Genomic DNA, 14,820 nt, shown 5'->3' with positions numbered 1-14,820 from the left:
CCTGTCAAGCATCGTTTAAGAGCCGCGCCCGGGCAAAGGTGCGGTAAACCCGGGTAACCTCTATCGGAACTTCCTGGCCGAGATAAGAGGCGCCGCCGGGTATATCCAGGACGAAGCCGTCCACCCTGGCGATACCGTCACCATTGTTGGTCGTATGTGCCCCTTCGATGGTAACTTTCAGAATCTGGCCGGCTTTGACGGGGGCGGCCAGGCTGTTGATTTCGTCCAGATCAAAGAGCTCCCGCAGGTGTACTTCTTCCAGGTGAATATTTTCATTGCCTTTGATGATGAGCTTTTTCCCGGCCCGCCGCTCCAGCAGGCGTAAGTTGGCTCCCCCGGAGCCAATCAGCAGAGCGGCTACCGCCGGATTGGCCTCTACCAGCAGGGCCCGCGCCCGGCTCTCCCCGGCCAGCTGCAGGATTTTTTTCCTGGCCTGAAGGGCCACCGTTTCTTCCGACAGGACCTTGCCCGTACCGTGGCAGTAGGGGCAGTCCTGCTGCAGCATGCTTCCCAGTTCCAGCTGGTCTTTTTTCCGGGTCATTTCCAGGAGCCCCAGGCGGGTAAAACCCAGGATCTGGGTTTTTGTTTTATCCCGGGCCAGCTCTCTCTGCAGGACTTTTATTACCTGCTCCTGGTGGGCGGGATTTTCCATATCGATGAAGTCGACGACAATGATGCCGCCGATGTTGCGCAGGCGAAGTTGCCTGGCTACTTCCACCGCTGCTTCCAGATTGGTCGTCAGGACGGTGTCGGCCAGGTTGTGGCGGCCGACGTATTTACCCGTATTGACATCAATGGCCGTCAGGGCCTCCATCTGGTCGATCACCAGGTAGCCGCCGCATTTAAGCCAGACCTTACGCTTCAGAGCCTGCTCGACCTGGTTTTGCACCCCGTAGAGGGCAAAAAGGTCGGCACCGTCCCTTAACACCACCCGCCGCCGCAGCTCCGGCGAACGCCCGGCCAGGATGTCAACAACCGTGTCGTAGGTATCCCGGGAATTGACCAGGAGCCTGTCGACATCTTCCGTATATAAATCCCTTAAAATACGTAAAGAGAGTTCCACATCTTGGTGAATCAGCCGGGGGGCCTTGCTCCGCCGGGCCAGCTTACGAATACGTTTCCAGACCTGGCTCAAGGCCTTGCTGTCTTCCCGCAGCTCTTCCAGCCCGGCGCCGGCAGCTGCCGTGCGGACGATTAACCCCATGCGGCGCGGTTTAACCGTCCTGGCCAGGGTTTTCAGCCGCTCCCTCTCCTCCTCACTGCCGATGCGTCGGGAGATGCCGATATAGTTGACCGTAGGCATGAGGACGAGATAACGCCCCGGCAGGGTAATCTGGGTGGTAACCCGGGCACCCTTGCTCCCCTGGGGTTCTTTTACCACCTGGACCAGGATCTCCTGGCCTTCCCGGACGACATCGCTGATGCGCCGCCGGCTGCGGGCGGGCATCTCTCCTCCCATGGCTTTCAGGCCGGCGGTATCATCAATGAAAAGGAAAGCGTTCTTCTCCAGGCCGATATCCACAAAGGCCGCCTGCATACCGGGCAGAACGTTGGCCACCCGTCCCTTATAAATATTGCCCACCAGGTGCGCTTTTGTAACCCTCTCCAGGTATATCTCCATTAAACGGCCGTCCTCCAGGACGGCCACTGCCGTCTCTTCAGCATCTACCTGGATTAAGATTTCCTTGTTCACCTATCTCTACCTTCTCATAAAAGCGCTGTGTTTTCGCCCCCGGACCGGAAACTGCGGATCAACCAACTCTTCCGGGGTCAGCAACCTGTCGTCCCGGCGGATAAACAGGCCGGTGCGGATCACCCGGTAGGGCCCCTCCAGGGCCATGGCCCCGACGACCTCTTCCGGGCGGACGACCCCCCGGGAGCTGCACTCGAGGAGCATTTCCAGGGCGGCTTCCGGCTTAACGTCCAGCTGGAAAACACCCGGCCGGATATCCTTGACCCTGGCGCCCTCTTTGCCCGGCCGGCTCACCTCGACCACCGGGCGAGAAAGGAAGGTTTCCGCTTTTTCCTGGAGCATTTTCGGGTTGGGAGGCTCCTCCCAGGTAACGCGGTAGGCGGCAGCATTGATAATAGCCGTCAGGGCCGGGGCCTGGTCGGGAATGGTAAAGACCTGCAAGAGCTGCAGTCCTGCCGGCAACTGGGCCTGCAACCTCTCTTTGACCTCCAGGATGTCGAGGGGGGCCGTCAATTCCACATCCAGGTACTCCGCCAGGCTCTCTATCCCTACCGCCAGGGCCGGACCGAAGGCCAGGCGCGGATGGGGGTTAAAGCCGTGACTGTAGGCCAGGGGAAGCCCCGCCCGGCGCATGGCCCGTTGCCACAGACGGAGCATCTCCAGGTGGCCCAGGAAAACCGCCTGGCCGCCCTTGCTATACTTTATCCTAAAGCGCACCGTCCCGGGGCCCTCCTTTCAGGATCAGGTCAACCCCCAGACCAGGACAGACGCCACAGCCTGTGCATCGCCCCGACCGGCAATCAACCGTTACCCGGCCCTCATAGGCTCGCCGGCGTTCTCTTTTTAAGAAGTCCTTAGCTATGCCAAAATCCAGGTGGTCCCAGGGAAATATTTCTTCTTCCCGGCGCGGACGGTAGGCATAAAAGGCCGGATCAAGGCCCGTCTCCCGGAAAGCCTCCTCCCAGCAGCCGTAATTAAAGTATTCCGACCAGCCCTCTAACCTGGCACCGCGGCGCCAGGCCGCCACAATCGCCCTGCTCAAGCGCCGATCGCCCCGGGAGAGAACCGCTTCGATAAAGCTGACCTCGGCCTCATGCCAGTTAAAACGCAGACCCGGGCCTTTAAGGTGGGTGCGCAGCAGCTTCTGCTTTTCTTTGATTACTTCCACCCGGTCCTGGGGTTCCCACTGGAAGGCCGTCCAGGGTTTGGGGACAAAGGAAGAAACGCTGACGGTAACCGTCGGCTTCCCCCCGGGTGCCAGCCTCCTCCCCTGATCCAGGATGCGCCGCGCCAGGTCAACAATGCCCAGGAGATCCGCTTCCTTTTCCGTAGGCAAACCAAGCATAAAGTAAAGTTTAATGGCCTGCCAGCCGGCCCGGAAAGCTTCACCGGTGGCCGTCAGGATGTCTTCCTCGTTCACGCCTTTATTAATGACATCCCGCAGGCGCTGGCTGCCCGCCTCGGGAGCAAAGGTGAGGGTGCTTTTCCGTACCCGCTGGACGGCTTCCGCCAGGCGCACGCTGAAGGCGTCCACCCGTAAAGAGGGCAGGGAAACGCTGACGCCCTGTTCGGCATAGGCAGCTGCCAGGGCCCGCGCCAGCTCCTCCACCCGGGAGTAATCGGCTGTGCTTAAAGAGGTAAGGGATATCTCTTCGTGGCCGGTGTGGCGCACCAGCTCTTCCGCCTGGCGCAGGAGGAGGGAGAGGTCCCGTTCCCTTACCGGGCGGTAAATGGCCCCGGCCTGGCAGAAGCGGCAGCCGTGGGTGCAGCCCCGCATGACTTCCAGCATCATGCGGTCATGGATGACCTCCAGAAAGGGTACAATAGGCCGGGTGGGAAAATAGGCTGCATCCAGGTCGGGGATGACCTGTTTGACTACGCGTTCGGGCACGCCCTCCTCCCGAGGTACAACTGCGGCCACGGTGCCGTCGTTATTGTATTCCACTTCGTACAGGGAAGGAACATAAAAACCGGGCATGCTGGCTATGACCTTTAAAACCCGGCGGCGGTCGTCAATTGCTCCTTCTTTTTTTAATCTGCCCACCAATGCCAGCAGCTCGGGCAATGCCTCCTCGCCATCACCCAGGAGGAAAGCATCAAAGAAGGGAGCCACCGGCTCCGGGTTGGCCACCCCCGGTCCCCCGCCGATAACTAAAGGATGCCCCGCCGTGCGCTCCTCAGCCAGAAGAGGTATGCCGGCCAGGTCAAGGATATTAAGAATTGTAGTATAACTCATTTCATACTGGAGGGTGAAGCCCAGGACATCAAATTCAGTTAAGGGCCGGTGGGATTCCAGGCTGAAGAGGGGGAGATGATTCTCCCTCAGCAGCCCCTCCAGGTCCGGCCCGGGGGCAAAGGCACGCTCCATGAGCATGCCGGGCCGCTCATTGACGGCGCCGTAAAGAATGGCCAGGCCCAGGTGGGACATGCCTACTTCGTAAAGGTCGGGATAAACAAAGGCCATACGCACCGGGTTTTCTTCCCAGTCCTTATGAATAGCATTCCACTCCGTCCCCAGGTAGCGGGCCGGTTTGTTAACCCTGGTTAACAACTTTTCCAACTCAATACCCTGCAATTTCTTCGCCTCGCGCCTCTCAATTTCCTGGTCATTAGTATAACAGGAAATCAAAAAAAAATATACCCCGAAGGTTTTTATAGCCATCCATTCCATTTATCAGGGAACGAAAAGCGTACCCAAAGAAAAAGGCGGGGCGGGCCCGCCCTACCTCCGTAACAGGACATCCAGGGTATTATTTCCTCCTTCCAGGAGCTCCTGCATGATTTCTGTTTCCGTTAGGATGCCTTCCAACCGTCCTTCTTTACCGATGACGGCTACCAGGTTGAAAGAGTGAGGGGAAAAGGAGCGCGCCACCCTGGCCAGGGTGAGATCCGGGCCGGCCGCCAGCCAGGAGACCCTGCTGGTTTTAAACTGCTCCCCTTTAACAGCAGCCTTGCCCCGCTGCCGCCAGAAGTCCTGCCAGAACATATAAGGCGCCACCTCCCCTTCCTGCCGGGCGGCGTAATAGATAAACAAGGCCAGGGCCAGGCCCTGGAGATCCGCCAGCCGGAAGACAAAGCCGGCAATACTCCCCAGACCCAGGAGGAAAGCCAGAACCTGACCGCCGTAAACTCCTTCCAGGGTTGCCCGGTACAGCCCCGTATGCTGCGCCCTTAAGGCCCGATAGATACGCCCCCCGTCCAGGGGAAGACCCGGCCAGAGGTTAAAAAGGGCCAGGATAAGGTTGACCTGGCGAAAAAAAAGAAGCCAGGCCGGCGCGAAATTAATGAACAGGCCTAAAAGGGTTATTCCCAGCGCCAGGAAGAAGCTGGCCAGGGGGCCGGCCAGGGCTATCAGGGTCTCGTCCATTAACCCCCGCCCCGCAGGCCGCCGGAGGCGTGCCACCCCACCAAAGGGAAAGAGTTCCACGCTCTTGACTTTCCAGCCGAGATGGGAGGCTACCAGGACATGGCAGATTTCATGCCAGGCCACAGCCGTAAACAGGAGTAAGGCCTGGGGCAAAACCCCCATGAGAAAATAAAGACCCAGGAGGAGCAGGAAATAATCGTTGAAAATTATCTCTGCCGTTCCCACTCGACCGACGCGCATGGTTTACATCTTACCTGGTAGGGTTAATAAAGCTGCAGGATCTACCGGCCGGCCGTCCTGCCGCACTTCAAAATGGAGCTGGGCCACCGGACCTTGAGCAAGGACGGCAATCACACTTCCCTTTTCTACTGCCTGCCCCTGGCTGACCTTGACCTGGCCCAGGGTGCCGTATACCGTAACCAGGCCCCGACCGTGATCGATTTCCACTACCAGCCCCAGGACGGGGTCCTCCCCGGTCCTGATGACCTTGCCCGCCAGGGCGGCCCGGACGGTTGAACCCCCCGGTGCCTGGATATCGATGCCGTTATGAAAATACTGCTGCCCGCCGGCGGCAACCATCCGGCCGTAAGGGCGGCTGATATTCCCGGAAAGGGGTACAGCCATGGCAGGCCGGGCCTGGCCGGCGGTCGCCGGGACAGCCTCTGCTCCCGGCTTGAAGAAATGGAAAACCCAGCGGTCGTAAGCATCCAGCCACATCCCTGAACGTACCAGTTGAGCTACGGCCGGGGTAAAATCGGCCGCCGGGTCGGTCAGGTAATGGCGCAAACCCATTTGCAGGGGCTGGACCACAGGCCCGTCCAGGCGAAAAAGTATGGTTATGGCCAGCCATAACAGGCCGGTAATGATCCCCTGCCGCAGCCAGCGGCTGCGAAACCGGGGCGGCGGTAAGGTACGCCCCGGCCCGGTCCAGCCGCCCAGAGGAGCCCCTTTAACTTCCTCCCAGTCCCAGCTATCCCGCACCTTGCGTCCCCCCGGACAAGCATATTTCTTTATTTATGTATATGCCCGGACCGGGGAGGTATGACTAAATGCAGGTGCTAGAAATGTAAATCCGCCTCCCCATGGCGGGTTTGCTCCAGGCGCTTCATGGTCTCCTCCCGCAAGTTGCTATCGTCAATGGTGGCCAGGGCCGTAGCAATAACCCCTTCCCCTGCAGCCTTTAGCTCCGGCGGCGCTTTTGTTACCAGGTACTCCTGAAAACTCAAGATAGCATTGGGCAAGCAGAAACGCCGGATATCACCTTCCCGCGCCAGGGCGGTAAAACGTTTACCGGTCCGGTTGGAGCGGTAACAGGCGGTACAAAAACTGGGCAGGTGGCCGTGTTGCAGCAACATGGCTACCATCGCGCTCAAAGGCCGGTGGTCGCCCACTTCAAACTGGGCGGCCGGGTCTTCAGGTTCAGCGTAGCCGCCCGGGCTGACACAGGAACCGGCGGAAATCTGGGAAACACCCATATCCACCAGTTCATCGCGGAGTTCCGGCCGCTCCCTGGTAGTAAGTACCAGGCCGACATATGGTAAGGCCAGGCGATAAACGGCTATAACCTTGCGGAAATCGGTATCGCTTAAAGGATAGGGTACCTCCGTTAAGGCCGCCCCCAGGGCCGGCCGCAGCCGCGGCACCGACATGGTATGGGGACCGGCGCCAAAGGCCTCCTCCAGGCTGCGGGCATGGCTGATGGCCGCCAGGACTTCAAAACGGTAATCATACAACCCCAGGAGCGGTCCCATGCCCACGTCGCCAAACCCGGCGGCCATGGCCCGGTGCATGACCGTCAGGCGCCAGCCGTAGTCGGCCTTGATGCCTGCAGGATGCATTACCCGGTAAGTAGCGGGGTGGTAGGTTTCCTGGAAACACTGGTAAACGCCGGCCCCGGCCAGCTTCAAACGGCGAAATCCGGCTACTGTTTGGGGAGCAACGTTAAGGTGGACAATGCGCAGGGGCGAATAGCGGTAAACAGCCTCGACGGCCTGGCACAAGTAATCAACATCGGCACCCGGCCGGCCTTCCCCGGCGACCAGGAGGACACGCTGGAAGCCCTGCTCAGCCAGGGCCCGGGCTTCTTTACCAATCTCTTCCGGACTTAGCAGCCTGCGTTTCAGTTCCCTGTTATCGCGCCGGAAACCGCAGTAGAGACAGTTATTGCTGCAGCGATTGCTGATATACAGGGGAGCAAAAAGAACTATTCTCCGGCCATAAACCCGCTCTTTAACCTCGGCTGCCGCCCGGTAAACCTTTGGCAGCAAAGCGTCATCATTTAAATTAAGGATAGCGGCTGCTTCTTCCAGGCTTAAGCCCTTTAAAGAGCGGGCCTTACGTAAAATGGCATCCAGGGCCGCTCCTCCGGGGGGCGGCGTTGCCAGGAGGGCCTCGATGGCTTCGGCATCAACAATCGCCTTCAGCTCACCGTCGTATTCATAAGCCGGCACGTTCATATACAAACACCTCCGAATAGGAAATGTGACGGGGCCCCCGCCCCTCGGCTCGTTGGGAAAGGGTGTCTTTCCTAGCTGCGGCCGATCATGCCCTCGGTGGGACTGCTGGGGCTGGCATAGGTTTTCTTGGGTATCCTGCCGGCGAGGTACCCCAGCCGCCCGGCAATTACTGCCTGACGCATAGCTGTAGCCATGAGGACAGGATCGCGAGCTTCGGCAATGGCCGTATTGATCAGGCAGGCCGAAGCGCCGATTTCCATAGCCAGGGCGGCGTCGGAGGGAGCACCGATGCCGGCGTCGACTATCACCGGGACATTAACGCGGTCAATGATGAGCCTGATGGCATCAAAGTTGGGCAACCCTTGCCCCGAGCCGATGGGCGAACCCAGGGGCATAACTGTAGCCGCCCCGGCTTCCACCAGGCGCCGGGCCACAACTACGTCCTGGGTGGTGTAGGGTAAAACAATAAAGCCTTCCTTGACGAGGATGCGCGTAGCCTCAATGGTAGCCACAGGGTCAGGTAAAAGGGTTTCCTGGTCGCCGATAACCTCTAATTTGACCATGTCGGAAAGGCCTGCTTCCCGGGCCAGGCGAGCCAGGCGCACCGCTTCATCAACGGTAGTGGCACCGGCGGTATTGGGTAAAAGAGTTATCTTCTTCAGGTCCAGGTAATCCAGGAGGGATGGGCCCGGCGACTGGAGATTGATCCTGCGCACGGCTACCGTGACTATTTCCGCCCCTGAGGCAGCAATGGCCTGCTGCATGAGCTCCATGGTGGCATACTTGCCGGTCCCGACCATCAGACGGGAATTGAACTCCCGGCCGGCGATGACCAGTTTATCATTCATAAAGATTCCTCCCTGTAGCAATTTGTACTTTTACACTTAAGCTGGCTTTCGCCTGCAGCCAGCGACCCGGCCTCAACAGCAAGGTGACTTCGGCCGGCTTCAGCCTCCCCCGACAAAACGTATGATTTCCAGTTCATCACCTTCCTCAAGAACAGTTGTCGCGTAGTCCTGCCGGGGTACAACCTGCCGGTTGCGTTCCAGGGCCATGTAACGGCCGTCAAGCCCCAGTTGTTGCAACAGTTCGGCAACCGTCAGCCCGGCCGCTACCTCGCGCTCTTCACCGTTCACCTTCAGGCGCATAATAATATTGCCTCCCCCCAAATAACTCTCTCGTCGGCTGGCATTGTCTCGCTCGCTACCTGTGCCCTCGCGGAGCGGCCCACAGCTCAACCGAGGCTTAAGGCGGGGTTCCCCGCCTATTCGGCGTCCTGGCCTTTAGAATCCGGCCGCAGGCCTAGCTGTCCTCGGCCCCGCTTATCATCCCTCGGCTTGGCCGCTCGGTAGAAGCTCGCTCGCTTTCGACAAATGCCAGCCCGGTATTTCCATATGCTTGAACCTCCCGTTTCCCACCTCCCACTCCTTACCTCTTATTCAGGACCTGCTTTAATTCAGCAACGGCCCGGGCCGGATCGGGAGCAGCCATGACGGCTGACATCACGGCCACACCCCTGGCCCCGGCAGCAAGGCATTGGCGGGCATTGGCGGCATTGATGCCGCCCAGGGCGATAATTGGTATACCAACACTGGCCGCAACTTCCCGCAAGCACCCCACCCCCCTGGGGGGGACGCCCTCTTTGGAAGCCGTAGGGAATACATGGCCGAACAGCAGGTAATCAGCGCCCGCCAGCTCCGCTTCCCTGGCGGCCGCCACGCTGTGCACGGAAACCCCCACGATTTTGCCGGGCCCTAACAGCCTCCGGGCAACGGCCGGCGGCAGGGAGTTTTCGCCCAGGTGTACCCCGTCGGCCCCGGCGGCCAGGGCCACATCCAGCCGGTCATTGATCAGCAGCCGCGTTCCCGGCGGCAGGGCCTGCTTTACATCCAGAGCCAGGTGGTAGAGTTCCCTGCCGGGTAAATCCTTTTCCCGCAGCTGCAGGTAATCGACGCCCTCCAGCCTGGCAGCCAGGTCTACCAGGGACCTGGCACCGGCCAGGTGGCGGCTGGTGATGACATAAAGCCAGGCCAGGAGCAACACCTCCTTTAACAAAAAACCGGTGCACCTCCTTGGGAGGAGGACACCGGTTATATGACGTTCACTCTCCCTCCGCAGGCATTACCCTGATCAGGTCAACGGGTCAGGTGCTCACTAGCCCTTTCTCAGCCCCTAACAGGAGCTCCCCTCCATATTAATTTTGATATAATTTTACTATTCACAGTTTCTCAACGCAAGGGCTATTTAAGATTATATAAGCCATATTTTCACATTTAACGCCGGCCTGTCGCTCCTAGCAGCAATTTTCACCCGCCTTTATTTTAAATTAAAAAGGAGTAAAAAAGGACCTGGAGGACATTACCTCCAGGTCCTTTTCTATTTTAATAATCCATACCTCCGGGCGGCATGGGAGGATTCTTTTCTTCCTTGGGTATCTCGGCTACCAGGGCTTCCGTGGTCAGCAGCATGGAAGCAATGCTGGCCGCATTCTGCAAGGCGCTCCGGGTAACCTTGGCCGGGTCAACGATACCGGCTTTCACCATGTCAACATACTGCTCGGTGACAGCATCGAAGCCGATGCCGGGCTTTTCGTTGCGTACCCGTTCTACAATAACCGAGCCTTCCAGACCGGCGTTGGCTGCAATCTGGCGCAGGGGTTCTTCCAGGGCCCGTTTGATGATCCGCACACCCACGGCCTCATCGCCCTCGGCCTGGAGCTTTTCAACGGCCGGGATGCAGTGCACCAGGGTGGCGCCGCCGCCGGGGACAATCCCTTCCTCAACAGCAGCCCGCGTAGCGGCCAGAGCGTCTTCTACCCGGTGTTTCTTCTCTTTCAGTTCGGTTTCGGTAGCCGCGCCGACACGGATGACGGCTACGCCGCCGGCCATCTTGGCCAGGCGTTCCTGTAACTTCTCGCGGTCGTAATCGGAATCGGTCTCTTCAATCTGCTTCTTAATCTGGGCAATGCGGCCGTCAATGGCCTCTTTCTTGCCGTAACCTTCGACAATGGTGGTCTTTTCCTTGGCAATCTTGACTTTCTTGGCCCGGCCCAGCATGTGGAGGTCAACATTCTCCAGCTTGACACCCAGGTCCTCGGAGATAAAGGTGCCGCCGGTCAGGATGGCGATATCCTCCATCATGGCTTTACGGCGGTCACCAAAGCCGGGGGCCTTGACGGCAGCGCAGTTCAGAGTACCGCGCAGCTTGTTGACCACCAGGGTGGCCAGGGCTTCGCCCTCCACGTCCTCGGCAATGATGACCAGAGGTTTACCCGTGCGGACTACCTTTTCCAGCAGGGGTAGCAGGTCGTTGATGGCTGAGATCTTCTTTTCATGGATAAGTATATAGGGTTCTTCAAATTCGGCTTCCATGGCCTCGGCGTTGGTAACAAAATACGGTGATACATACCCGCGGTCGAATTCCATACCTTCCACTACTTCTACGGTAGTGGCCGTACCTTTGGATTCTTCCACCGTGATGACGCCGTCTTTACCAACCTTCTCCATGGCATCGGCAATGAGCTCGCCAATCCCGCGATCATTGGCGGCAATGGAGGCTACATGGGCAATGCTTTCCTTGGATTCTACGGGGATGCTTATCTTCTTGATTTCTTCCACCACAGCTTCAACAGCCCGGTCAATGCCCTTCTTGATGAAAACGGGATTGGCACCGGCGGCCACGTTCTTCAAGCCTTCCAGGACAATGGACTGGGCCAGGACGGTAGCAGTGGTTGTCCCATCACCGGCAACGTCGTTGGTCTTGGAAGCGACTTCCCGGCAGAGCTGGGCACCCATGTTCTCATAGGGGTCTTTTAACTCAATTTCTTTAGCTACCGTAACCCCGTCCTTGGTGATGACCGGGGAACCAAACTTGCGTTCTATCACTACATTGCGGCCCTTCGGTCCCAGGGTGACTTTCACCGCCTGGGCAACAGCGCTGACACCTCTTTCCAGGGCGCGCCTGGCTTCCGTATCAAAGGCCAGCTGTTTGGCAGCCATGATTTCTACCTCCTTTAAGTTCTTTTATTTTTCCTTAATGGCCAGGATGTCGCTGTCGCGGATAATGAGGTATTCCTGGCCTTCATACTTGACTTCAGTACCACTGTACTTGGCAAAGACTACTATGTCGCCAACCTTAACTTCCGGCGCTACCCGGGTACCGTTTTCCAGGATTTTGCCCGGTCCTACAGCCACTACTTCCCCTTCCTGGGGCTTTTCCTTGGCAGTATCCGGTAAAACAATACCCCCCTGGGTTTTTTCTTCGCCGGTCAGGACCTTAAGTACTACCCTGTCGGCAAGCGGTTTGAGCATGAAAACTCCTCCTTTCACAGCATTTAGGAGTTGTTAGCACTCACCTGCAATTAGTGCTAACAGCCAATTACTAATATACACAAGGGGTTACCCCTTGTCAATAGGAGCAAACCCTAAAAAAGAATTTTTTGCCTCCTGAGGTTAACATTGAGAACCAGCCCCAGGGCCAGCATATTGGCCAGCATGGCGCTCCCCCCGTAGCTAAAGAGGGGCAGGGGAATCCCCGTCACCGGCATAATACCCATAGTCATGCCGGTATTTACCAGAATGTGAAAGGCAAACATGGAAGCCACGCCAGTCACCAGTAAAGCGCCGAACATATCCTTGGCCTGGGCAGCAATCCGGATCATGCGGTAGAGGAGCAGGAAATAAAGGGCGAGAATGCCAACGGTGCGAACGAAGCCCAGCTCTTCCCCGACCACCGAGAAAATAAAATCAGTATGGTGTTCCGGCAGGAAATTGAGCTGTACCTGGGAACCCTGGCGAAAGCCGACTCCCCACCACCCGCCGGAACCGATGGCGATCTGGGACTGGATGACCTGGTAACCGACGCCGGTACCGCTTTTGCCGTCATTATAGGGGTTAAGGACGACCATCAACCGGCTGAGCTGGTAATCCTCCAGGGGCAAAGGCAGGCCAAAACGGAAATGGGCAAAAATGGCCAGCCCGACCAGGAGGAGACCCCCGCCGGAGATTAATAATAACAGTCTGGGGTTGGCGCCGCCAACATACAACATACCAAAAAGGATGGCCAGTAAAACCAGGGCCGTGCCCAGGTCGGGCTGTTTTAAAATTAACAGCATGGGTACGGCTACATAGGCGAAGGGTACGATTAAATCCTGCCAGCGGTTGAGTTTGCCCCGGCGTTTATCCAGGAAGCAGGCCAGGGTAATGACTGTTATGATCTTGGCAAATTCTGAAGGCTGCAGGAGAAAAGGACCCAGGTTGATCCACCGCTGGGCTCCTTTGGCTTCATGGCCAATGAAAATAACCGCTCCCAGTAAAATCAAATTGAGGAAATACAGGGGATAGTGATAGCGTTTCAGTTGCCCGTAATCGGTAAGTAATACCAGGGTTAACCCTATCAGGCCAACAAAAATCCATATTAATTGTTTTTTAACATAGTAATAGGGATCGGTTGCCACGTTGGCCGCGGCACTGCTGAGAACAGCCAGGCTGATCAACAACAGGGCAACAACGCTGCCCACAAAATAATAATCGAGATTACGCCAGAGACGGCGCTCCAACATTGTTTCCCCTGCCCTTCACGGAACTCGAATGCAGGAAATAGCTTTAACAGCTCAGGGTTATGAGGGGCCTTAATTATTATATAACAGCAAACCCGGCCGGGCTATAACAAAATTAGCGGTAAAAAGAAATCCCCCGGCAAAATCCGGGGGATACTTTTATGCTTTAACGGCGGTCTCCGGGCTGGTTTTAAAGGTTCGCTTGACCCTCAGGATGGGGATGTTGGCTACCAGGGCCACGGAATCATTTTCATGATTTAAGCTGACCTCCAGCCCAGTAGTATCGATATCCAGGTATTCGGAAATAACGTTGATTAAATCGTTTTTCAGGGCTTCCAGCAGGTGGGGGGAAACACCGGCCCGGTCATGGACCAGCACCAGGCGCAGGCGTTCCTTGGCAATTTTTTTGCTCGCTGTCGTATCACGCCCAAAAAAACGCAGCAAAAATTCCAGCACCCCGCGTGCGCCCCCTTCCTAGCCCAGACCTATCAGTCTGCGGAGCCTGGCCATAATGCCGCTTCCCGCGTCCCAGTTCAAGAAGGGAACTTCTTCTCCTAAAAGACGGCGGGCAATATTACGATAGGCCTGGCCGGCCCGGGAATGTCTGTCCAGAACAGCCGGTTCGCCACGGTTGGTGGAAATAACTATATACTCGTCTTCCGGCACCACGCCGATGAGATCAATGGCCAGGATCTCCAGCATATCCTCGATATCCATCATATCGCCCTTGCGCACCATATCCGGCCGCAGGCGATTGATAATCAAGCGCGGGGCTTCCATTTCGGCTGCTTCTAAGAGCCCGATAATGCGGTCGGCATCCCGGACGGCGGCAACTTCCGGTGTGGTAACCACCAGGGCCTTTTCCGCCCCGGCGATGGCATTTTTAAAGCCCATCTCAATTCCGGCCGGGCAGTCGATCAAGACAAATTCATATTCCTCGCGTAACTGGGCCATCAGGTCGATCATCTGCTGGCGGCTGACGGCCGTCTTGTCTCTGGTCTGGTTGGCCGGTAAAAGGTAAAGGTTGTCCAGCCTTTTATCCTTAATTAAAGCTTGTTTTAAACGGCAGCGGCCTTCAACAACATCAAGAAGATCATACACAATCCGGTTTTCCAGGCCCATGACCACATCCAGATTTCTCAAACCAATATCCGTATCAACTAAAACAACTTTCTTACCCAGACTGGCCAGGCCGGTACCGAGGTTGGCCGTGGTAGTTGTTTTGCCAACCCCGCCCTTACCGGAAGTGATGACGATCACTTCACCCATTTTGTTCCTCCTCTTCCTGGTTCATGCTCCTGCTTAACCAGCGCTTTTCGCTGCCGGGCTGGTATTTTTCAATGACGACTGCTTCATCCTGGACGCGGGCGATCTCCGGTTCTCCCGTACCACTCTCGCCTTCATCATCGGGAGCCCTGGTAATGTAACCGGCAATCCGCAGCTGGGTGGGCTGAAGCCGGAAAGCCATGACCACGGCCTTTTCATCGCCCTCAGCCCCGGCGTGGACTACTCCCCTTAGGGTGCCCATGACTATGACGTGGCCGCTGGCTACTATTTCCCCCCCTGGATGAACGTCGCCCATGACTACCACATTTCCGGGATACTCGAACCTCTGGCCGGAACGCACCGTGCGGCAGACCAGAAAGGTGTGGTTGTCCGACCCCGGTTTCCCCCTGGCAGCCGGTATCGTTATCCCCTGCTGGGTGCCTGTCCCGGTGTCACTACCAGTTGAAGAAAACACGTCTCT

General features: G+C 57.5%; 15 protein-coding genes and 1 riboswitch. All 15 genes read right to left on the bottom strand.

The window, feature by feature from the left end; genetic code table 11:
- Window positions 1–4 precede the first annotated feature (4 nt).
- Window positions 5–1,693: an Rne/Rng family ribonuclease gene (locus tag MCACP_RS02990; protein ID WP_406677910.1), complete on the bottom strand. Its 1,689-nt coding sequence runs from the start codon at window positions 1,691–1,693 to the stop codon at window positions 5–7.
- Window positions 1,694–1,699: 6 nt separating this feature from the next.
- Window positions 1,700–2,410 carry a TIGR03936 family radical SAM-associated protein gene (locus MCACP_RS02985; protein ID WP_406677909.1) on the bottom strand — a complete coding sequence of 237 codons (711 nt, stop codon included), beginning with the start codon at window positions 2,408–2,410 and terminating at the stop codon, window positions 1,700–1,702.
- A complete protein-coding gene (locus MCACP_RS02980) occupies window positions 2,400–4,268 on the bottom strand; it encodes a TIGR03960 family B12-binding radical SAM protein (RefSeq protein WP_406678664.1) in 1,869 nt (622 codons plus the stop codon). The genes MCACP_RS02985 and MCACP_RS02980 overlap by 11 nt, the downstream gene beginning before the upstream one ends.
- Window positions 4,269–4,415: 147 nt before the next feature.
- Window positions 4,416–5,300, bottom strand: coding sequence for a M50 family metallopeptidase (locus MCACP_RS02975; RefSeq protein ID WP_406677908.1), 885 nt, complete (start codon window positions 5,298–5,300; stop codon window positions 4,416–4,418).
- Window positions 5,301–5,303: 3 nt separating this feature from the next.
- Window positions 5,304–6,041 carry a murein hydrolase activator EnvC family protein gene (locus tag MCACP_RS02970; RefSeq protein WP_406677907.1) on the bottom strand — a complete coding sequence of 246 codons (738 nt, stop codon included), beginning with the start codon at window positions 6,039–6,041 and terminating at the stop codon, window positions 5,304–5,306.
- 77 nt (window positions 6,042–6,118) lie between these two features.
- Entirely contained in the window at window positions 6,119–7,516 is a 1,398-nt protein-coding gene (hydG, locus tag MCACP_RS02965; RefSeq protein WP_406677906.1) for a [FeFe] hydrogenase H-cluster radical SAM maturase HydG, read from the bottom strand.
- Window positions 7,517–7,587: 71 nt separating this feature from the next.
- Complete coding sequence (locus MCACP_RS02960) at window positions 7,588–8,364, bottom strand: thiazole synthase (protein ID WP_406677905.1); 777 nt, start codon at window positions 8,362–8,364, stop codon at window positions 7,588–7,590.
- A gap of 99 nt (window positions 8,365–8,463) precedes the next feature.
- On the bottom strand, window positions 8,464–8,664 hold the full coding sequence (gene thiS, locus MCACP_RS02955; RefSeq protein WP_406677904.1) for a sulfur carrier protein ThiS: 201 nt from the start codon (window positions 8,662–8,664) through the stop codon (window positions 8,464–8,466).
- A 280-nt stretch (window positions 8,665–8,944) separates the two neighbouring features.
- A complete protein-coding gene (gene thiE, locus MCACP_RS02950) occupies window positions 8,945–9,571 on the bottom strand; it encodes a thiamine phosphate synthase (protein WP_406677903.1) in 627 nt (208 codons plus the stop codon).
- A 35-nt stretch (window positions 9,572–9,606) separates the two neighbouring features.
- Window positions 9,607–9,715, bottom strand: a riboswitch (TPP riboswitch).
- A gap of 182 nt (window positions 9,716–9,897) precedes the next feature.
- A complete protein-coding gene (groL, locus tag MCACP_RS02945; protein ID WP_406677902.1) occupies window positions 9,898–11,514 on the bottom strand; it encodes a chaperonin GroEL in 1,617 nt (538 codons plus the stop codon).
- 24 nt (window positions 11,515–11,538) lie between these two features.
- Window positions 11,539–11,826 carry a co-chaperone GroES gene (gene groES, locus MCACP_RS02940; protein ID WP_054936265.1) on the bottom strand — a complete coding sequence of 96 codons (288 nt, stop codon included), beginning with the start codon at window positions 11,824–11,826 and terminating at the stop codon, window positions 11,539–11,541.
- A 113-nt stretch (window positions 11,827–11,939) separates the two neighbouring features.
- The gene (rodA, locus tag MCACP_RS02935; protein WP_406677901.1) at window positions 11,940–13,076 is read right to left on the bottom strand and encodes a rod shape-determining protein RodA; all 1,137 of its coding nucleotides are present in this window, start codon (window positions 13,074–13,076) and stop codon (window positions 11,940–11,942) included.
- A 156-nt stretch (window positions 13,077–13,232) separates the two neighbouring features.
- Entirely contained in the window at window positions 13,233–13,529 is a 297-nt protein-coding gene (gene minE, locus MCACP_RS02930; RefSeq protein ID WP_406677900.1) for a cell division topological specificity factor MinE, read from the bottom strand.
- Window positions 13,530–13,547: 18 nt separating this feature from the next.
- Window positions 13,548–14,342 carry a septum site-determining protein MinD gene (minD, locus tag MCACP_RS02925; RefSeq protein ID WP_406677899.1) on the bottom strand — a complete coding sequence of 265 codons (795 nt, stop codon included), beginning with the start codon at window positions 14,340–14,342 and terminating at the stop codon, window positions 13,548–13,550.
- A complete protein-coding gene (minC, locus tag MCACP_RS02920; protein WP_406678663.1) occupies window positions 14,335–14,766 on the bottom strand; it encodes a septum site-determining protein MinC in 432 nt (143 codons plus the stop codon). Before minC ends, minD begins: the two co-directional genes overlap by 8 nt.
- Window positions 14,767–14,820 lie beyond the last annotated feature (54 nt).

It is taken from the genome of Neomoorella carbonis, from assembly GCF_045278715.1.
Classification (GTDB): Bacteria; Bacillota; DSM-521; order Neomoorellales; family Neomoorellaceae; genus Neomoorella; species Neomoorella carbonis.
The sequence above is the reverse complement of the archived record's forward strand: the minus strand, read 5'-3'. Positions and strand labels throughout refer to the sequence as shown.